This window comes from Allorhizobium sp. nf9_anc, from assembly GCF_056323085.1.
Genome location: NZ_JBWHZM010000003.1, coordinates 38,535 through 57,403, shown reverse-complemented (window position 1 = coordinate 57,403; position 18,869 = coordinate 38,535). Strand labels below are relative to the sequence as shown.

Annotated in this window: 18 protein-coding genes and 1 pseudogene; 10 read left to right on the top strand and 9 right to left on the bottom strand. The window is 55.3% G+C overall.

What is annotated here, in order from left to right; genetic code table 11:
- Positions 1-10 precede the first annotated feature (10 nt).
- The 5 genes and pseudogenes from AC02Y0_RS23740 to AC02Y0_RS23720 form a co-directional block, all read left to right on the top strand.
- Positions 11-700, top strand: a complete 690-nt coding sequence (locus AC02Y0_RS23740; RefSeq protein ID WP_476384510.1) for a Fe(II)-2OG oxygenase family protein — start codon at positions 11-13, stop codon at positions 698-700.
- Entirely contained in the window at positions 690-1,640 is a 951-nt protein-coding gene (locus tag AC02Y0_RS23735; protein WP_476384509.1) for a YcaO-like family protein, read from the top strand. The genes AC02Y0_RS23740 and AC02Y0_RS23735 overlap by 11 nt, the downstream gene beginning before the upstream one ends.
- Positions 1,637-2,842: a hypothetical protein gene (locus tag AC02Y0_RS23730; protein WP_476384508.1), complete on the top strand. Its 1,206-nt coding sequence runs from the start codon at positions 1,637-1,639 to the stop codon at positions 2,840-2,842. The genes AC02Y0_RS23735 and AC02Y0_RS23730 overlap by 4 nt, the downstream gene beginning before the upstream one ends.
- Positions 2,843-3,035: 193 nt before the next feature.
- Positions 3,036-3,644 (top strand): 2OG-Fe(II) oxygenase, encoded by a 609-nt coding sequence (locus tag AC02Y0_RS23725; protein WP_476384507.1) that lies wholly within the window; start codon positions 3,036-3,038, stop codon positions 3,642-3,644.
- Positions 3,645-3,857: 213 nt separating this feature from the next.
- Positions 3,858-4,010, top strand: a pseudogene (locus AC02Y0_RS23720) (IS3 family transposase); the annotation flags it as partial.
- Between the two features lie 39 nt (positions 4,011-4,049).
- Here the strand turns inward: AC02Y0_RS23720 and AC02Y0_RS23715 are convergent.
- The 6 genes from AC02Y0_RS23715 to AC02Y0_RS23690 form a co-directional block, all read right to left on the bottom strand.
- Positions 4,050-5,137, bottom strand: a protein-coding gene (locus AC02Y0_RS23715) for an IS3 family transposase (protein ID WP_476382890.1) whose coding sequence is annotated in 2 segments (ribosomal slippage) — positions 4,050-4,876 and positions 4,876-5,137 — 1,089 coding nt in all. Because the reading frame shifts where the segments join, the coding sequence is not laid out codon by codon here.
- 687 nt (positions 5,138-5,824) lie between these two features.
- A complete protein-coding gene (locus AC02Y0_RS23710; protein ID WP_476384506.1) occupies positions 5,825-6,442 on the bottom strand; it encodes a hypothetical protein in 618 nt (205 codons plus the stop codon).
- Positions 6,439-8,736, bottom strand: coding sequence for a UbiA family prenyltransferase (locus AC02Y0_RS23705; RefSeq protein WP_476384505.1), 2,298 nt, complete (start codon positions 8,734-8,736; stop codon positions 6,439-6,441). The genes AC02Y0_RS23710 and AC02Y0_RS23705 overlap by 4 nt, the downstream gene beginning before the upstream one ends.
- A gap of 127 nt (positions 8,737-8,863) precedes the next feature.
- Complete coding sequence (locus tag AC02Y0_RS23700; RefSeq protein WP_476384542.1) at positions 8,864-10,006, bottom strand: RHE_PE00001 family protein; 1,143 nt, start codon at positions 10,004-10,006, stop codon at positions 8,864-8,866.
- Between the two features lie 205 nt (positions 10,007-10,211).
- The gene (locus AC02Y0_RS23695; RefSeq protein WP_476384504.1) at positions 10,212-10,643 is read right to left on the bottom strand and encodes a plasmid maintenance toxin (PemK-like); all 432 of its coding nucleotides are present in this window, start codon (positions 10,641-10,643) and stop codon (positions 10,212-10,214) included.
- On the bottom strand, positions 10,630-10,908 hold the full coding sequence (locus AC02Y0_RS23690; protein WP_476384503.1) for a type II toxin-antitoxin system Phd/YefM family antitoxin: 279 nt from the start codon (positions 10,906-10,908) through the stop codon (positions 10,630-10,632). The genes AC02Y0_RS23695 and AC02Y0_RS23690 overlap by 14 nt, the downstream gene beginning before the upstream one ends.
- 77 nt (positions 10,909-10,985) lie before the next feature.
- Between AC02Y0_RS23690 and AC02Y0_RS23685 the strand changes: the two genes are divergently transcribed.
- From AC02Y0_RS23685 to AC02Y0_RS23665, 5 genes are all read left to right on the top strand, one after another.
- Positions 10,986-12,149 carry a site-specific integrase gene (locus tag AC02Y0_RS23685; RefSeq protein WP_476384502.1) on the top strand — a complete coding sequence of 388 codons (1,164 nt, stop codon included), beginning with the start codon at positions 10,986-10,988 and terminating at the stop codon, positions 12,147-12,149.
- 22 nt (positions 12,150-12,171) lie between these two features.
- A complete protein-coding gene (locus tag AC02Y0_RS23680) occupies positions 12,172-12,483 on the top strand; it encodes a hypothetical protein (protein ID WP_476384501.1) in 312 nt (103 codons plus the stop codon).
- A 279-nt stretch (positions 12,484-12,762) separates the two neighbouring features.
- On the top strand, positions 12,763-12,993 hold the full coding sequence (locus AC02Y0_RS23675) for a hypothetical protein (protein WP_476384500.1): 231 nt from the start codon (positions 12,763-12,765) through the stop codon (positions 12,991-12,993).
- A 288-nt stretch (positions 12,994-13,281) separates the two neighbouring features.
- Complete coding sequence (locus AC02Y0_RS23670; protein ID WP_476384499.1) at positions 13,282-14,187, top strand: MerR family transcriptional regulator; 906 nt, start codon at positions 13,282-13,284, stop codon at positions 14,185-14,187.
- 198 nt (positions 14,188-14,385) lie between these two features.
- Positions 14,386-16,083 carry a methyl-accepting chemotaxis protein gene (locus AC02Y0_RS23665; protein ID WP_476384498.1) on the top strand — a complete coding sequence of 566 codons (1,698 nt, stop codon included), beginning with the start codon at positions 14,386-14,388 and terminating at the stop codon, positions 16,081-16,083.
- 198 nt (positions 16,084-16,281) lie between these two features.
- On the opposite strand, the gene AC02Y0_RS23660 is transcribed toward AC02Y0_RS23665, so the two are convergent.
- From AC02Y0_RS23660 to AC02Y0_RS23650, 3 genes are all read right to left on the bottom strand, one after another.
- Complete coding sequence (locus tag AC02Y0_RS23660) at positions 16,282-17,049, bottom strand: anti-sigma factor family protein (protein ID WP_476384497.1); 768 nt, start codon at positions 17,047-17,049, stop codon at positions 16,282-16,284.
- Positions 17,049-17,522, bottom strand: a complete 474-nt coding sequence (locus tag AC02Y0_RS23655; RefSeq protein ID WP_476384496.1) for an RNA polymerase sigma factor — start codon at positions 17,520-17,522, stop codon at positions 17,049-17,051. Before AC02Y0_RS23655 ends, AC02Y0_RS23660 begins: the two co-directional genes overlap by 1 nt.
- Positions 17,523-17,637: 115 nt before the next feature.
- Positions 17,638-18,810, bottom strand: a complete 1,173-nt coding sequence (locus AC02Y0_RS23650; RefSeq protein ID WP_476384495.1) for a glycerate kinase family protein — start codon at positions 18,808-18,810, stop codon at positions 17,638-17,640.
- Between the last annotated feature and the right edge of the window lie 59 nt (positions 18,811-18,869).

Sequence of the window (18,869 nt, the reverse complement as noted above, 5' to 3'; positions counted from 1 at the left end):
GGGGCGGAAAATGGCAATCACTAATACGCAAGAACATGACTACCTGGACATCATCTCGACGCGGGGCTGGTTATTACTGCACGACCAGACTCAGGATGATTTTGATCGCCTTACATCTTTTCTCGGCGAACGATTGTACGACTCAGATATTAAGGTGGATTTGTCTGTGCCGAACAAGGTCGCTCAACCCGACGCCATTCCGTTCCATTGCGATAGCCCGAGAGCCAAGTTCATTGGTTGGCGGTGCATAGCGGAAGACCAGATACCGACACCGTTATTTCTTAAAGATGCGCACGAGGCCATCCTTAATCTGTCTTCCATGGCGCGACACGCTCTCACGAGTACGCGTGCGGCATTCAACTGCAGAATCTCTGAAAAGTTATGCACGATGCCACTTGTTAGCACCGACAGAAAGAGCGGGGCACTTGTTGCGTTTTTAAACCCATGGGGCCTGCCAAAGAATATGAATGGCGAACGCACAGGGGCTGTAAACGAGTTCCTTTCGGCCTTAGACCGTGTGATGCCCATTGTGATTACCTTTAAGGCCTCAGACGTTCTAATAATCGACAATCAAAGGATGTTTCACGGCCGACCCCCAGTGCCGCTCCGCGAAGGTGTTTCGTCCAGGCATTTACTTAGAAGACTCGTTGCGTCGAGCAGCGTCAGCCCCTCTATAGAGGCTGCGACAAGTGCCGCATGATCTCCCTAATGTTTCCTTGAAAGGCACACTTCTTGACCGATGGCCAGCGCGCATCGAAGCCAAGCAGTTCAAGGTTGCTGATTGTACATGCTGGCTTTCTAAAGCGGCAATGCGACTGAGACGCGGCGATCGAGAGCAGTATATATTTGGATTTGGCTTTGATCGTGATGAGGAGCGCTCACGTTGCTCCGCCTTTTTTGAGTGCCTCGAACATGTACTTGGTTCAGAGGCCGGCTATAACACATTGGCTCTAGATGATCTAATCACAACCTACTCCTACCGACATGGATCCGAGATTGGGGCGGTTAACCGTGGAACATTGCTCATCGGTGCTGAAACGAGCGATGGCAATAGACTTACTGCTACCGGTCTTGCTTTCGGAACGTCTTGTTATGACGGCATAACGCACTCATGCTTTGAGGTAATTGAACGTCACATCAACTACTGCTGGTGGTTTGATCGATCGCTGAACTTGAGGGTGGAGGCTCTGGCACACAGCCCCTCCCAGCTACTCGCGGTCTTCACCAGAAGATTCACTTTTGGTTTTCACGCCATATCGATGGAAGTCTGCCTGAACGAACCGTTGGTGGCGGTCGGAAGCTCATTCAGGAGCAATCTGGACGACGCTGTCGAGCATGCCACATCGGAGCGGCAGATGCTCACCGCTTCGCTGGCCACCGCACCAGCTATCAAGGGCCGCCATTTCCGTTTGGTCACTCCTGATTTTGCAAAGAAAGTGAAGATGCGCGCAGAGGAGCTCCTTCATCAGGGCGGGGATCTGGAAAACCAGTGGCCGCCTTTAGATGAAGTCATATCTAGCGTTACTTACGGCAAAATTTATGAGGAGCCAGATTTCTATGCGGTGCGCTGTACATCTGAACTCGCTCGCGATGTGCCGCAGAAGCCGTTTCACCAAGGCACAGCGAATCCATTTCTATGAAGACTAAATATATTTTTCTCACGGCTTCCTATTTGCCTCAAGGTGTTGCGCAGGTCGCTGCAACACTTGTTGCGCTCAGGACTATCTCAGAAGGAAACTTTGTGTGGGGCAGCTTTTTGTATGCCCTCCCGTTTACGGCGACATTTGTCATACCTCTTTTGCTTGGCCGCATCGCAAGCGGATTTACCGAGCGCGACCTGATAAGACGGCTGTCAATTAGCCGCATTCTGCTGTCGGTACTTTCCACCATCCTGGTTGCTTCACTGCTTGGTGAGCAGTTCACAGCCGCAGTCGTCGTTTCATGCGCGATCTCTATCAATGTGTCCGCGGACCAGGTTCTCAATAGCCGGACTCCACTTCAAGCCGAGCAAATCTACGGCCTTTCCTACGCGCGAACTTCAGCTTTCGCGAACATGATCGGTAGATCGCAGATGGCTGTCGCTCCGATGATTGGAGCGCTCTATATGCATGACAAGACATATGTGTTGCTGGTCATTGTCGCGCTCGGTGCTGTCGGCCTAATATATCCGACGTTGCTACGTTACGCCACGCGAGCAGCAGATCAGCGAGCGGCTAATGGAGTAGAGTCCGTCGGGTCAGAGCATGCAGAAAGATTTAGGCCTTGGGCGCTCTGGTATATAGTGTTCAATACGATTACGAACCTTGCGCAGGGCGCAATAGCGTTCGTCATTTTAGCCGATTCTGATCCGGCGACAGGAGCGACTGCACTCGCGTGGCTGTATGGTTTCTTCTTTGCAATCCAGTTGCTGATCGTGTTTAACCTTCTTAAGATTGAGAAGTGGCCATCGTCGCCGGGCGCGGCCTGTGTACCTGTGATCTTCACGTCCGTACTTATTGCTTGTTTATCGAGTGACTGGTCTCACCAATTTGGGCCCGCGATATACGGCTGTATAGGCGTGATATACGGCGTATCCATTCCGCTTACATCGCAGGCGATCATAGGACGGCTAAAAGGACCTCGGTTCATGGAGTATCTCGCCTATGCGAAGAGCTCGGGCCGCCTCGCCACGCTCATTTCTGTCTGGGTTGCGGGTGCTCTGCTTCATCTGGGTATTACCCAACTCGCTTTGTTTGCCGCCTTAGGAACGCTGGGATGTGTTTTCGCTTGCTCGCTACTCGTTTCAAGTTGGTGGATCGAAAGAAAAGAGCATGCCGCGAACGCAGCGGCCGAAGCTCTATAAGCGAACCCGGAGCTCTTCAATGGACCCTATAATTACAGAAGATACCCTTACATGGAAAAGTCTGCTGTCAATCATCCGTGGCGAAAGCAGAATCCTGCGGGTCCCAGAGTACTGTGGCGAACCTGTTCGAAAGGCCGTCATCAAGGAAGTACTTGAGACCTCACGTCTTTCGAAATACCCACACGAGCCGAGCGTGGCCAAGGTAGGCGCTGCATTTGTCGAAAATCGGCTTAGTTCGGACAGACGGGCTGCTTACTTCGGAAACGCGATCGCGCGCATACGAAAGTATCGCAGCTGGTGCGGAAACGCGCCAAGCCCGTTTGACAAGCTGCGCCTTGAGCTCGACGAACTCGTGCCGTCTGGCGCAAATCTGGCACGGTTTTCCGCTGGGACCGCTTTCGCTGGGCTCATCCGTGTTTTTGAAGATGGCGGCTTCGGCGCAATTCACCAAGACCGTTTGAAACGTGCCGATCCGGAAGAACGGTTGGCTGATATCCTCGATGCTCAGTTGGCGTTGAACATCCATCTCCAGACTGCGACATCAGGGGGAGAGCTGGAAGTCTGGGATTTTGCGCCTGATCTCGATGAGTATGTAGCGTTACGCAAAAGGCGGCCCGGAGGAATCTCCCGCGACGATTTGCCGGCGAACTCGGTCACATTTCATGCCAAGCCAGGCGACCTAGTAATATTCAACTCTGCCAATATGCACGCCGTGAAGCCTGTAACGGGAGAGACAAGGATCACATGGTCCGCTTTTGCAGGGTACGTGGAAGGCGAAGGCCGCATGGTGCTTTGGAGCTGAACCCGCGCCTAACTCATCCTCTCGCCAAGCGTGAGTGCATTGCCGTCGTTTACACTCGGCTGCAAGTGAAAGACGGAACCAACAAGAATCCTTAAGCTTCGCAGGAGCAGCATAACGAACTTGGCGGGCTTTGTTGGGATGGCAATACTGGTCTGCCCCCTGAAAAGTGGTCCTTTTTGAAGTATGGCTTATGAGCCGAAGAAGGACATTGAAATGGCAGTGAAAAGACACAAGGCGGAAGAGATCGTCACAAAGCTTCGTCAGGTTGACGTGCTGAATGCGCAGGGCAAATCGATGGCGGAGGCGATCCGGTCGATAGGCGTGACGGAAGTTACATATTACCGCTGGCGGGCAGAATACGGTGGCGGTAATCCTCCCCGTTTTAACGGGGTTCAGCGGTAGAATTCACGCAGCCATTTTCATTTTCTGAGCGGGTGTGATGCCGCCAATGCCCATGTTGGGCCGTTCGTGGTTATATGTCCAAAGCCATTCCGTGGCGATCTCTTGCACCTCCGTTATGCTGTCAAAAATATACAGATCGAGCCATTCATGCCGAACAGTTCGGTTGTAGCGCTCGACATAGGCGTTCTGCTGAGGCTTGCCGGGCTGGATGTAGTTCAATGCGATCCCTTGCTTCTCTGCCCACTCGACCAGCTTCGAACTGACGTATTCGGGGCCGTTATCGACCCTGATCGCCAGCGGCTTGCCCCGCCATTCGATGATCTGGTTGAGGCTGCGCACGACCCGTTCGGCAGGCAGTGAGAAGTCAACCTCGATCCCCAGTCCCTCTCGGTTGAAGTCGTCCAAAACGTTCAGAAGCCTGAACTGGCGACCGTCCGCCAGGCGATCCGCCATGAAGTCCATCGACCAGACCACGTTCGGCGCATCGGGCACCGCCAGTTCCTCGGGCTTCTCGCGCTTCAGCCGCCGCCGAGGCTTGATCCTCAGGTTCAGCTCAAGCTCCCGGTAGATACGGTAGACTCGTTTGTGGTTCCAGCGATAGCCTTGGACGTTGCGCATATGCAGGAAGCATAGACCGAAGCCCCAGGTCTTCTTCATCTTCACGAGCCCAAGCAGCAGATCGGCGATCTCATCGTTATCGGCATTGCGCTTTGGGCTATACCGAAAACAGGTCTCACTGACGCCAAATGTTCTGCATGCCAGCGCGATGCTCACACCGTGTTGCGCCACTGCTTTCTCGGCCAGCTCTCGGCGCTGAGATGGCCGCCTCATTTTTTTCCGAGAGCCTCCTTCAGCAGATCGGCCTGCATGCTCAAATCGGCATACATCCGCTTCAATCGGCGGTTCTCGTCCTCAAGAGCCTTCATCTGGCTCATCATTGAGGCATCCATGCCCCCATATTTTGCTCGCCATTTGTAGAAACTGGCGCTGCTGATGCCGTGCTCCCGGCAAAGCTCAGGGACGGGGACACCGCCTTCGGCTTGGCGCAAAACAGCCATGATCTGGGCTTCGGTAAATCGGCTCTTCTTCATCAAAATCTCCTCGAGCATCTTGCCGAGAAAATTCTACTTTTGAAGCCCCTTATTCCCGGGGAGGATTACCGGACGACTTTCTAAGGCAGCAGGAGGTTGTTTTCGAGACCGAATATCTAGTCGAGAGCCCAAATCGGACGGGCCGATACTCTAGGAAAGTAGACTTCTTCGTCTATTCGCAACTTGGTTCAAACGCGCCCCAATTCGCTTTGGAAGCAAAGCCGCTGAGATCTGTTGCGGACATCGGGGGCCGATATCTTGCGGAAGAAGGGATTGGATGCTTCTTCACTACCGATTCAGTCTATACGACCCAGCCAATCGCCGGGATGATAGCGTACACGACAAATGAGGGATCGGTGTCCCATCTGGACGATATCACGTCTGAAATCGAGGGCCTTGACCGACAGGTGCCGGTTAAACGCTTCGCGATACCGCCAAAGCCAATCGTGCTATTGCTATCGGGTCACGACCGCATCGCATTGAGCCTCCCATCTATCGCTATCGTGCATTTCGAGATGCTATTTCCACTCGAACAGACCGATCTGGCGCCGTAAGAATGGCGAATGCTAACCGCGGTGGCCAAGGAGCCATTGCTACTCCGTGACTGCCCAACACGGCCTAGATCAGCAAATTCCAAATCGCAAAGCACCGCGCATGGTGCCCTATTGACGCTCGAAGATCCCATGCTTAACGCCGAAATTTATAGATCTCCAGACAAATCCAGCCAAGGGCGTAGATTAGCGTGACGTAGTCCCAGCCAATCTCGTTCACAACTGCGCCAAAGCCGAAGTACATAATCAGCGCCCAAAAGCTGCTCCAGAAGAAGCAGCTTCCAGCGATGACGACATACCGAAATTGGGATCTGTTTACCCCGAGCGCGAAAGCGGTAGCCGAGGCAGCGTGAGGATGCCAGAAAAGGAGAAGCGGCCAGAAACCAGGAGAGCTCGGTTGCTTACTCAAGGCCGCACCGCGTGAGGAAAAAAACCCTATCCTTTCGCTCACGGATAGTCCACAAAGCTGGCCCACCAAAATGTATAAGAATACGGCAAATGCGTAGGCTGGATCGCCATAGGTCGAAGCCATGACGCCGAGGATTACGACCGAACCCGGAAAATAGATGTTCAAGAACACAATATTCTCTGCGGCAGCGACTGCTCCAATCGCCAAGCCACCGGCTTCGCGAAGGGCTTCACCGAGCCTCCCGATAACGTCTTCCGACGCAGGCAGAAAACCGGCCTCGACGCCAAGCCAAAATAGCAAAACAGCGAAAATCAAACCGACTGGAGGAGCGAGACGCCAGATCATCGGTCTGTAACCAAAGCAACCACAACAAGAAGCATTGGTACACGACTGAAGTCGATACCGAAGCTTAATCGCTGATGTCGCGTTACGATTCCCAAGACCAGAGTTCCTAACGCGGCAACCGCCATCAGCTTCTGGCTTACGTCGGAACTAAATCCGAAATAACCAAGAGCCAACGAAACGCTCATAACGGTCCAACCGGTGATGAGCGACAAGTTGGCGCCGATCTTCGTGGGGATAGTCATCATCCCCACAGCGATATCATGCCTGATATCATCAAGATCGATGAGAATCTCGCGACCGCAAATGAACACAATGATGAGAGAAAGGAAAAACAAAGGGACTGGTGCATTCGCAATTTGAAACCCAATAACAAAAGGCGACGCTGTTAAAACTCCTGTATACAATCCTTTCAAGAGTGGCACGGAGCGCGCGAACGGAGAGTAGCCAACGAGGGCTGCTGCGGCCAGGCTCACTGCAGGCAAAGTTTGCGCTGGCAAGCGTGCAGCAAGTCCAATACTGACGGTCAAGAGCAAGAGCGCGAAAGAAAGAGCATGCTCAGACGTTAACTCACCGGTGACCAGAACTTTATCCACCCTCTGAGACGATCGGTCTTTCCCGTAGTCGAACAAGTCATTTACTACAAAGCCAAACATGCAAAGCGTGGCGCCCAGCAGGAACGCACTGGCAGCGTAATCGGATGTCAGCTCGTCCGCAGATGACCAATAAGCGGCAAAACAGAGTAATCCAGCTAACGCAGATGTTACAGGCCGAGCCATCTTAGCAAACGCTCTGCTGGATGACATTCGTGATTGCCCTGAAGCAGCGGCGGGCTCGCCACCACGAGCCCCAAACTGATTTCCGGGATCATCGCCGTCCAGATCTTTATGAGGCAGCCAGAGTACCGCAGCAAAAATAACGACCATTTCAATCAGATAAATCGTCAGAACAGCGTCAAGCTTTCTGCTCAAAATCGGATTTATACTCCCGTAAGCAACTTGATAAAATGAAACGAAAGCAAATAGCGAAACCATGCATGCAATTATTATTAGGGGAACCAACATAACGCAATTTTGTCTAGATATAAATAGTTCGTTTTTTGCATAAAAATCCGGAAACTCCGTATACGCCCCCGCATAAATTACAAAAAATACAGTAACAACCATTGCCAGGATTGTTGCTATAGTTCCGGCATATTGCTGATAGCCGTCGGCTACCCAAGCAGGAAAATAGTCTTGCCCAATCGCCAATAGAACTACGAAAGCAATTGGCATGAAGAAACCCGCCATACGAACTCCTCGCCGTAATTCGTTCTTCTTCTCACGAAGAGTCCAAATCAACGAGAGAGAAATACAAAGAACTATATAGATTATTATTATAGGGCTTTCGTATAGGAATAGGAAAAATACCGATAGATGTAGAAAAACAAGTATCGACCAGTTTGCACCATTCGCATAGAATCTCAGAAATTCTTTAGCGTTAGCCAACTCAGCGTTTCGACTGAAAATCGAAGGTTGTTTCGCAACCTCAAAGACGCCTAAGGTCATTGTCCATAGAAAAGCCATGCCGATCTCTGGACGATACAAACTCTCAGATATCTGCCGGAGCAGTGCGCTCCCCATCGAAAAAACGACGACGAGGCCGAAATTCAAAGCTACCAATTTTGGTACATTTTTTGTTTTCTTCTCTTTCACCCGCCAATACAGAACCGAGAACATTACGATAAAGAGAAATTGACCCAGCACTGCTTCTGCAGAAGACTGATAGACGCTCCAACCAATCAGAAAGTAGGCCATCAGTACGCTAAGTGCTGGATAAAAAGTCTTCCAGGTGAAATGTTCAGAAGGATCACTTTCTCCGAAACCCGCTAAAGCGATCGTCACCCAGGGTACGGCGACGAAGACTAATATCGCAAAGACGAGCGCAGCGATCTCATAAGTCCAAGGAGCGGTGAAAAACGCCACGGCGAGAGCGATTATACCAATAGCGCAACAAAGAATCCAAATGACCCTGTGCCAATCACCTCGATCGTCACGGGCGCTTTTCGGGTCCAAGATCAAGGCGCGCATAAAAAACCAGCTGAAGGCATAGAGGGCTAAGCCAGCTGCGAACCATCCGGAGGATTTGACCAACCTTACTACAAGTTCTATATCGAAGAGGACTTGCCCCCTATAGCTGACATGGGAGGCCAAACCGCTGATGAACGCCAAGATTACGACTATCGTGTAACCGAGCGCCTCCTTACCCGTCTCCACTAGACTTGAAGACTCACCCTGTACCGCGTTGTTTTCACTCATCCCAAAGCCCTATTGCGTAAGCGCAAGACACCCATCTCCCGTGTAGCAAAGCTTGTTTGAACTTACTACTGTCGCCAGGTCGTTTACCCGGAATGAACGTCGCGCATCTCTATTGAGTTGCGACCGCCTAGACTAGACCCCACGCCCGAAACCTCCCCCTGCCCGTCATCTCCCTTAACCCTAGTTCCTGAACGATCCGCCGCGCGCCTTGAGGCGTCACCTCAAGTGTCTTCGCCACCATGCCGGCGGAGATCAGCGGTCGCGACATGACGAGCTCGACCAGCTCGGGCAGCCTGGATGACATCCGCCGCCCCTCCAGCTTGCGCATCATCATCTCCCGCGCCAGCACCAGCCGGTCATGCTCCTTGAGCCCCGTCTCGGCGGAGATTGTCAGCGCCCTTGCTATCGCCAGCAAACGTGTCTCGCGATCACGATGCCGGCGCCGATCGACAGGGATGGCTTTCAGCCCAAGATTGATCGCCGCGAGATGCCCGCTTGTGGTGACGCCACCCTCGCGAAGGACCGAGGAGGCGAGCATACGCCCGAGCCAAGGCACATGCTGCAGGACGGAGATCTCATTCCACGCATCGAGGGCGACGATCGCCTGAAGGACCGGTGGCAGATCCTGGGCGCGAGCCAGCACGGCCTGCCACTCCGCCAGACGCTCGTCCTCATCCCAGTCAAGGTCGTAAACGAACGGATCCTTTTGCGGAGCGTCTTTGACACGGCCCCGATTCTTCACCTCTTCAATAGCCGCCTCCGAGCGGGCAATTACCGCATCGATCGCGGCAAACGCGTCACCCAGACCGTCTTCAACTTCATCCTCCACCTCCCCCACCCCGGCCGGAGCACCGGTCGGCTCGAAATTCCCATCCGGCCCCCCCTCCCCGTCCTCACCCCATGATGCTCCGGCCCACGGCCGGCCGCGGAGGGAGGCGAGGCCGGGGCCCGACAGCGCCCAGGCGGGCGGATGGGCAGCGATGCGTCGGCGGGTTTTCAAGATGTCGCGGGCGATGGTGAGTTCATGGGTGGGAGCACGGATGTCGCGAAGCGCGTCATGCAGGACGAGGTCTTCGAGATGAACGAGTTCACCGTCGACCCAGAGCGAGGCATGCGCGTCGAGGAAATGCGAGCGCTCGAGAAAGCCCTCACCGACGGGAGAGCGGGCAATGCGCTCGTCGAGACGGGTAAGCGCGACAGCGGCCTCGGAGATCGGCCGCAGCAAGCTCTGGATGGGCAATCTGGCGAGATCGTAAGACATTGAAATTATGGTAAATGATTTGTTAAGCGAAAGCTATATGGGTATTACGGTTCTGTACCTCGCACAAACGAGGCTGGGATCACTGACCTCCGATAAGTAACCCTTATCGAAGGCTATTGATTTGACGGCGTTCGAGGCCTAACGTCGTGGCAAATCACGGCAAGGACCATAGCTGGACGCGCAGAACTAGAGGGCTAACAACAGGATGAAGAGCTCAGTCGCTACGAATGGTCGCTTTGTGCCGTTGGCTTCTGGCAAGCTCGACAAACCGGCGCTTCACCTCTTCAAAGAGAGCCGGAGGCAGTGGCCCGTGATATCCGCTCTCGCTGTCAACAGGGCGAACGTCAGGCCCCGGCCAAACGAAGCGGTTGCTTTCAGTCAGTACGATCCACGACCGTTCGTCGTCGAGACCGAGGCGGCGCTTGGTAGCCGGCGGTATTTCGATTGCGTCGCTGGGATCGGACGGCCGGGAATGTGTGATCGGCAGGACACGAACTGCAGGCGTCCCATCCTCGAGCGTCGCAACAATGGCCAGGACCAGAGCGGGTCGGTCCTTGTCACCCTCTTCCCGTCCGTCCAGATGCTGCCAATGCCAGAGATACGAATATCGGAATACCCAGCCAACCTTGAGTTCAGTCGGCAGCATTCTTGTCCATCAGCAGTTCGGCATTGAGATGATCCAGACCAGTCTCCATCGTAGACGCCTCAATCGCGGCCAGCTCGTCGTCACTGATCGCAGCCGTCAGATCGACCCGCCGGTCTCGCTTGGCCAGGCGAAGATAATCTTCATAGGCCATGAGCACCGTGCGCGGCCGGCCGTTCTTGGTGATGATCACCGGCTCCCGCACGGCGGCATCCTGATAGGCGCCGAAATTCTTCGAAACTGCGGCAGCTGTCACAATCGACGTCATGGCAGATCTCCTTTGTTCCGGAATATACGGGCTTTCCGGAATTTTTGCAAATGTTCTAAAGAACCGAGAAGCACGAGATGACAGGGAAAGCTCCAAACGCACCTTCCAGCGGCGACACACTCGCACGCCGCGTGGAAGAGCTCGATACGATCGCGTCAGTCTTGCCGATCGAGCGGCGTGACGAACTCGCCGAGCTGCTGACGGATCAGGATGTCGACACACTCCGTCATCTGGTCAACGAAGGCATGGGTGCCAACACGCTACGCGCGCTGACCTCAGATCTGGCCTATTTGCAGGCTTGGTCGCTGGCAGCCACGGGTCGCTCCCTTCCATGGCCAGCGCCCGAAGCGCTCCTTCTCAAATTCGTTGCTCACCACCTGTGGGACGCGGAGAAGCGTCTGACGGATTCTGAACACGGAATGCCGGCAGACGTCGAGCAGAAGCTTCGGCTTCAAGGATTTCTTCGCACTCTCGGACCGCACGCACCTGACACCGTGCGCCGGCGGCTCGCCACCTGGTCGACGCTGACGAAATGGCGCGGGCTCCAGGGTTTCTTCGGCTCACCTGCCCTTCGATCCGCCATCAGACTTTCTATCCGAGCAACGCCGCGACCGAGAAAGCGAAAGAGCGCGAAGGCGGTCACCGGAGACGTACTCGCAAAGCTCCTTGCGACATGTGCCACCGGTAATCTGCGCGATGCGAGAGATCGGGCCATCTTGATGGTAGCCTTTGCTTCCGGGGGGCGACGTCGGAGCGAGATCGCGGCCCTCCGAAAAGAACAGTTGCAGCCGGAGGAGCCCATCGAGGTGGATAGCGGCCCTCCCCTGCCCTCTCTTTCGATCCATCTCGGTCGCACCAAGACCAGTGGCACAGAGAACGACGAAGTGGTGTATCTCACCGGCCGACCAGTCGAGACCCTCAACGCTTGGCTCGACGCAGCCAAGATCGACAAGGGCAGTATCTTCAGAGCCATCGATCGCTGGGGCAATGTCTCGCGGCGACCGCTGGACCCGAAAGCCATCAATGACATCGTCAAGCATCGGGCTGAACTGGCTGGCCTCGATCCGGCGGAGTTCTCAGCGCATGGCCTGCGATCCGGCTACCTGACAGAAGCCGCCAATCGTGGCATTCCTCTGCCCGAAGCGATGGAGCAGTCGCGGCATCGATCTGTTCAGCAGGCATCGCAATACTACAACAGTGCCCAACGGCGCAGCGGCCGCGCTGCTCGGTTGATGGACTAGCCATGTGGATGAGGGAGCATAGATGAGTGAATTGCAAAACCGCATCGTAGAACGCTTGGGAGCGCTGGACCCTTTGCGGCAGGTGGCCCTCACCTCCGACAAGCGGGAGAGACTTATGACTGCAGCGATCGACCTGTTCTACGCTGCAGGCGGAGATGCGGACGAGCTAAAGGAAATTGTTCTCGGCGCCGATGATCGCAACCGCCGTGACGTGGCAGATGCCGTTGCCCAAATGGTCGTCGCAACTGCTGCGGTCAGCTACGCATCAGACCTCGACCTGGTTCAGGCGGCCTATAACTGGATTGACAACACACCGGTCTCGCTCTCCGACTGAGCTGTCTGGATTTCCGTTGATCTTTGTGTTCCGTCTCTTTAGCTGTGTTCACAATTCATCAACCGGACAACATCGGGAGGATGGGCGGTGACAACAGGCGAATCTAACCGATCTGTGTCGAAGGTCGCAGCGGTTGCCACCGCCGCGGCTCTTTTGGCACTCCTGTCCATACTCGGCACTTGGGCTGCCCAATCCTAATTCGCGACGATTAACCGTGCCGAAGAGCGCGCCGTTGCGTCTGTAAAAATCGTCGCAAGTCATGTGTCCTGGATCCATCAGATGGGTACCCAGACGGCTCGTCGGATTGATGATGCACTTCGCCTCGCAAATTTGAGGTTCGACGGCAATATCCGTGATATGGACGTGGCGACCCAAGGATTGGCGAGCGGCGTTCAGGCCTATGTTGTCGATGCTGAAGGCCGAACGCTTTATTCGACCGACCCCGAGATCAAGCCCGTGGGGACGAGTGGCAGGAATTCTAGCACCTTGCACCAGTGCCTTGATGCATAGCTGGGAGGATAACTCTGCCCCTTAGTACGCTCCGCCATAGCTTCGAGATGAGCCCACGCCGGGCACGCGGCCTCTCCAGGTAGCTGCACGAATGTGACATGGCGAGATAAAACCAATCGACGTGGAGGCAGCCGCTGCACAACAGCTGCTGGAGAGCCGCTACGACCAGGAAGCCAAGGCGAGAGACGGCCTGCCTAGTGCAGGCCGTTTGCTTCTGCAACTCAGCCCCTACGTAAGCTTTTCTTTTAATACTGGCAGTCTAATATCCATCGAACAATGGGTATCGGCATGCAGCGAATCAGGGACAACAAAGGACAGTCGTTTGTCGGGATGGCCGAAGCGCTATCTTCGAGCGGCCTCAACAAGCACCTGCTTCATGCCTGGGAGCGGCGCTATGGCATCAACGCCGCAGCACGCAGTCCAAGCGGACGACGTTTCTACACCCACGATCAGGTCGAAAGGCTGAGGCTTTTAAAATCCTGCAGCGACAGGGGATGCCGTATCGGCAATCTCGTCAAACTGGACACCCAGACGCTCTTGCAGATCGAAGGTGACCTCAACGCCCGAAACGCTCTTCCCGATATGCTCCAAGCAGTCAAGGCGATCGACAGCGACCGACTGCAGACACTGCTTCAGGCTCAGGTGGACCGGAACACGCCGGAATGTTTCATTCGCAGCACCGCCCTGCCGCTGATGCGAGAGGTCCGTTCACTTTGCGCCGCGAGCGAGGCGTCAATCGCGGCTGAGCACATGACCACGTCGCATATCAAGCGCATTCTCGGCAGTCTATTCGATCATTGCCCACCGCCCGCAACTGGTGCGCCACGCTTAATTGCGACCACACCAAAAGGCGTACAACAAGATATCGGAGCGCTCTTTAATACGCTGCTCGCGCGATTGAGAGGTTGGGATGCCCTGTTTCTCGGCGCCAATCTGAAGCCTGGCGAGATTGTGAAGGCGGCCCATAATCGGGGCGTGCGGTGCGTCTGTCTCAGCGCGTTGAGCGGTCGTCGGGCCGCTCTGCAGCGAGACCTTCGATCCCTACGATCGCTGCTTGCCCCCGAGATCGAGATCTGGATCGGTGGACCGGCATACAAAACCGTCGCCCCCATGCCCGGAGTGCACTACTTGGCCGATCTCACGCCTTTTCTGTCAGCCCTGGAGGCTGCTCACTCTAAGCCGGTCTCCGCTTAGTGTCAGAACCGTTGCTTCGGACGGTATCCGTTTCAACAGTTGCGGACAGTTTTCAGATCTCATGGCGTTATGAGAATTCGCACAAAAAACAGACAAAGCCTTCATGTTTTAGCTTTTCATTTATTGTTTGTATCTATTTTAAGTCTCGATCAAATCGTCGCTTGTCCGCCTTAAAGCGGCTGGAAGTTGGAGAGAGAGATGGGTTTTCCTGGTTTTTCGGATGCTAAGGCTGTCGCCAGAACATTGGCGCTCGACGCGTTGCAGGCCAATGTCATGGTGGCCGATGCCAAACTCAACATCACCTACATGAACCCGGCAGTGGTCGACCTGCTGAAGGAAGCCGAATCGGATCTCAAGAAGGAGCTACCGAAGTTCAGCGTCGCATCCCTGATTGGCAGCAATATCGATGTGTTTCACAAGAACCCATCCCACCAGCGCAATATGCTGGCGGCGCTGAAGAACCGCCACAGCGCAACCATTACTGTCGGCAACCGTGTGTTCGATCTGCTTGTCACCCCCTTGAAGCAAAGCGCCAAGATCGTCGGGTTTGTGGTCGAATGGGCAGACGCCAAGGCGCGTCTCCTGAACCTAGACTACGCAGCCCAGATCGCGGCGATCAGCCGGTCGCAGGCAATCATCGAGTTCTCGGTTGACGGCACAATCATGGGCGCCAACGAGAACTTCCTGAGCCTGATGGGTTATTCGCTTCCGGAACTTGTCGGCAAGCACCACAGCGTTTTCGTCGACCGCGATTTTGTCGCTTCCAACGACTACAAGTCCTTCTGGGAGGCGCTGCGCGAAGGCCGCTATCAGGCCTCAGAGTTCAAACGGATCACGAAGTCAGGCAAGGAAGTCACTATTTCGGCCTCCTACAATCCCATCCTCGACATCCACGGTAAAGTCGTGAAAGTCGTCAAATTCGCAACCGAAGTGACAGCGCGTGTGCGCACCGTCAGCTCGCTCGGCGACGCGTTGAAGCGACTGTGTTCCGGGGACTTCGGCTTCCAGCTGACCGAGCCCTTCTCCGCCGAATTCGAATTCCTTCGCCACGATCTCAACCGCTCGGTCTCACAGCTCTGCGACACCTTCCGCGAAATCTCCAGCAGCGTCGAGATCATCAGCCAGGGCACGCGCGAGATCACCCAAGGTGTCGGTGATCTTTCCCGCCGCACCGAAAGCCAGGCTGCCAATCTCGAGGAGACGGCAGCAGCGCTTGAAGAAATCACCGCCAATGTTAGTTCCTCGGCCCAACGTGCCCAAGAGGCCCGCGACGTGGCGGGCTCTGCCAAGGCGAGCGCTGAGAAATCCGGCGACGTCGTGGCGCATGCAGTCGACGCCATGAGCCGGATCGAAGACTCATCGTCCAAGATCTCCAATATCATCGGCGTGATTGACGAGATTGCCTTCCAGACCAACCTTCTCGCTCTCAATGCCGGCGTCGAAGCAGCCCGCGCCGGTGAAGCCGGTCGCGGCTTCGCTGTCGTTGCGCAGGAGGTTCGGGAGCTAGCCCAGCGATCGGCAAAGGCCGCCAAGGAAATCAAGGATCTAATCCAGAATTCTGCGACGGAAGTCGCATCCGGCGTGAAGCTAGTCAGCGATACGGGCAACGCGCTGAAGTCGATCAGCCAGTTTATCGTCGAGATCAATGACCATGTTGTATCCATCTCGACCGCGGCACGCGAACAATCGTCCGGGCTTGTAGAAGTCAACAGTGCCGTCAACAGTATGGACCAGATGACACAGCAGAATGCTGCAATGGTCGAGGAAAGCAGTGCAGCCGCATCAACGCTCTCCAGCGAGGCCGACAAGCTTCTCGGCATGATTGGCCAATTCGACCTTGGTAAGGGAAACCACAGCTCTTCTCGGACGGCACTGGAACTGAACCGTGCTGCATGAGGCACAGACCAATCCGAACTCTCAATTTCGCTCTTCAAGAAACATCCACCGGATCTAGGCAAAGCCGGCTTTGGGCACGTTTCAGGCGTCATGACCATGAACTTCCTCAAAGCCGGAACCTCTGTCGACCGGGATCTGCTAGTCGAACAGAACCAATCAGCTCTCAGCCGAGCAGGGTTTTGATTAATAACAGCTCGATCATGGTCTCCAATCGTTAGCGAGCAGCTTACTCTCCTCGAGAATCGACAATACCTCAGTGGGGCCACGTCGCTCCAACCAGTGGTCTGCCAAGCCTGACTGATCTCCGGATGCGGGAGCATATCCTGCCACTTGAGCTGGGATACCCTGTTGATATTCAGCGACGAAACCGTCTACCGTCCACGTCTCGTTTTCTCTGCAAGCGAGGCCAATCCGTGTCTGCTGCAACTTGGTCGATCGCACCTCGAATTCACGGCAATATGCACCGTTCTGAGTTTTGACGGTCGAAAGAACGAGAAACTCGCCATCCCCTGGCAGCTCGGAAGCTCCTCCGGTGGGCGTCGTCGTCAGAGCATGTTCAAACGCTGTTCCGGTCGCAATCGGGCCTGTATTTATTCCAGCCGGATCGCCAGAGAGGATTGAAACTGCAGCCAGGGTCGCTGCGACTGCCAAGCCGGCAGAACCAATCCCGGTTGCCAAAAGCCTGAACACATCTCGAGGTTTGAACAGGGAAATCTTACTGGCCAATGGCCTGGTGCTTTTGCCCCTGCCGAGGATCAACGCCTCAAAGCGCGGCGGCGTCGCTTCCATGGCAGGCCCTGCATAGGTTTTCGCAATGGCGATATTCGATGCCATCAGGTCATCGACATAGGCCTGATCCTCGGGATTATCGGCAAGGTGCATCACGACTTCGACCGCGTCTTCTGGAGAAAGCTCACCATCAGCGAACGCCATCAGTGTCATCTGATCGATCTCTTTTTTGCGCATCACTGGCGTCTTCCTTGCGTGGGGCCCAGAATATTGAGAAGTGTCGCGCGGGCACGAGAGAGCCTACTCATGATCGTTCCCAACGGCAGATCCAGTGTTTCACCTGCCTCACGATAACTTAGACCCTCAAGCGCCACCAGCGCCAGAACTTCACGCTGGCCCTCGGGCAACAAGTCCATCGCGGCTCGCACTTTATCAAGCATCATCCGATCCTCAGGGAGGGCTGCAGAATAGCCGCCATCGGAGAGTTCAACGACTTCGGGATCTACAGCAGTGCCGCGGACTTTCTGCTTGCGGCGACCATCGAGCCAGAGGGTTTGGACAATGCGGTAAAGCCAGCTGTCCAGCCGTGAACCAACCAGAAATTGGCCAAAATTCTTCAGCGCTTTCTCGCAGGCGCCCTGAACCAGATCATCAGCATCCTGCATATTGCCCGTCAGGCCATATGCAAAGCGTCTCAGTTTGGGCACCATTGCCACCAACTCTTGCCGGAAGGCGTGGTCAGCTTCTCGCCTCATTGTGACACGCCCTCAAAGTTGACCGAGTGACCGTACACGTCCCAGACCGGTGAGCAACGCGACTTCGAGCTCATGCCGCGAACCAGCGGCTAGACAGCCTCTGCCCGACGGCCATCATTCTTATAGCGTCTTCCGAAGCGCGCCGGAGCAATTTCTCTCCATCGCGGATGGCCTCTTCGAGCGTACAAGGGCGCTTCAGGATGGAAGCGAATGCTGAGATGCCATGGGCGAAGGTCTGATCCACGCCACGTCCAATCGTCCCCGCAAGTGCGATCGTCGGGATGCCTTGCGCTTCGGCGCGTCGAGCGACTTCACAGGGAACCTTGCCATAAGGGCTTTGGCCATCAAGGCTGCCCTCCGCCGTAACGACGAGGTCGGCCTGAGCCAAGAGCCTATCGAACTCAAGGTAGTTCAAGATAATGTCGAACCTCGGATGAAGGGTTGCGCCAGCAAATCCGATGAGGCCTGCGCCCAGACCGCCCGATGCCCCAGCCCCTTGAGCAGTACCGACGTCATGCCCGGTGGTTCGCTCAATAAAATTCGCCCAACGGCACATCGCCCGATCGAGAGCTTCAACCTGCTCGGGGCTTGCGCCTTTCTGCGGACCGAACACTCTGGCGACACCCTTTTCACCGAGCAGCATATTGTGCCAATTGACGGCGGCGTCGATCTGGACGTTCGAAAGCCGAAGATCAAGGCCGCTCAGATCCACGCTTGAAAGGTTAAGGAGCGCTCCACCCCCAAAGGAGAGCTCACAGCCATGCGCGTCGAGCAACCTTGCGCCAAGAGCCTGAGCAAGACCCGCCCCACCATCGTTGATCCCGCTATCACCGCAACCGACCAGTATCCGCTCAACTCCGTGGTCAAGGGCAGCAAGGATCAGTTGTCCGACGCCATAGGAGGTCGTCAGCATCGGATTGCGCATATCGCGGGGCACAAGGGACAGACCCGCCGCCGCAGCCATTTCGATCACCGCCGTCTTCGGACCGTCACCGCCCATGATACCAAAAAAGCTGTCGACTGGTTTGCCAACCGGCCCCAGCACACGCGCTACAACAATGTGACCGCCAGTGGCTCGAATGAGCGCCTTCACTGTGCCTTCACCACCGTCAACCATGGGAGCCGCCAAAATTCGAGCATTCGGCAATGCCCTACAAATACCGTCACTGATTGCGCGTGTGACGTCATCGACAGACAGAGATTCTTTAAAGCCCGAGGGTGCAACAAGGATAGTCAAGGTCATCGCAGTCTCCTTATGTGAAGGTTATGCGACAACAACGTTTCATCGTTTAATCTATTCCA

Coding starts and splice junctions, on each gene's coding strand:
- AC02Y0_RS23740 (WP_476384510.1), top strand. CDS start 11: ATGGCAATCACTAATACGCAAGAACATGACTACCTGGACATCATCTCG.
- AC02Y0_RS23730 (WP_476384508.1), top strand. CDS start 1,637: ATGAAGACTAAATATATTTTTCTCACGGCTTCCTATTTGCCTCAAGGT.
- AC02Y0_RS23710 (WP_476384506.1), bottom strand. CDS start 6,442: ATGATCTGGCGTCTCGCTCCTCCAGTCGGTTTGATTTTCGCTGTTTTG.
- AC02Y0_RS23705 (WP_476384505.1), bottom strand. CDS start 8,736: ATGAGTGAAAACAACGCGGTACAGGGTGAGTCTTCAAGTCTAGTGGAG.
- AC02Y0_RS23695 (WP_476384504.1), bottom strand. CDS start 10,643: ATGCTGCCGACTGAACTCAAGGTTGGCTGGGTATTCCGATATTCGTAT.
- AC02Y0_RS23690 (WP_476384503.1), bottom strand. CDS start 10,908: ATGACGTCGATTGTGACAGCTGCCGCAGTTTCGAAGAATTTCGGCGCC.
- AC02Y0_RS23685 (WP_476384502.1), top strand. CDS start 10,986: ATGACAGGGAAAGCTCCAAACGCACCTTCCAGCGGCGACACACTCGCA.
- AC02Y0_RS23680 (WP_476384501.1), top strand. CDS start 12,172: ATGAGTGAATTGCAAAACCGCATCGTAGAACGCTTGGGAGCGCTGGAC.
- AC02Y0_RS23675 (WP_476384500.1), top strand. CDS start 12,763: ATGGGTACCCAGACGGCTCGTCGGATTGATGATGCACTTCGCCTCGCA.
- AC02Y0_RS23670 (WP_476384499.1), top strand. CDS start 13,282: ATGCAGCGAATCAGGGACAACAAAGGACAGTCGTTTGTCGGGATGGCC.
- AC02Y0_RS23665 (WP_476384498.1), top strand. CDS start 14,386: ATGGGTTTTCCTGGTTTTTCGGATGCTAAGGCTGTCGCCAGAACATTG.
- AC02Y0_RS23660 (WP_476384497.1), bottom strand. CDS start 17,049: ATGCGCAAAAAAGAGATCGATCAGATGACACTGATGGCGTTCGCTGAT.
- AC02Y0_RS23655 (WP_476384496.1), bottom strand. CDS start 17,522: ATGGTGCCCAAACTGAGACGCTTTGCATATGGCCTGACGGGCAATATG.
- AC02Y0_RS23650 (WP_476384495.1), bottom strand. CDS start 18,810: ATGACCTTGACTATCCTTGTTGCACCCTCGGGCTTTAAAGAATCTCTG.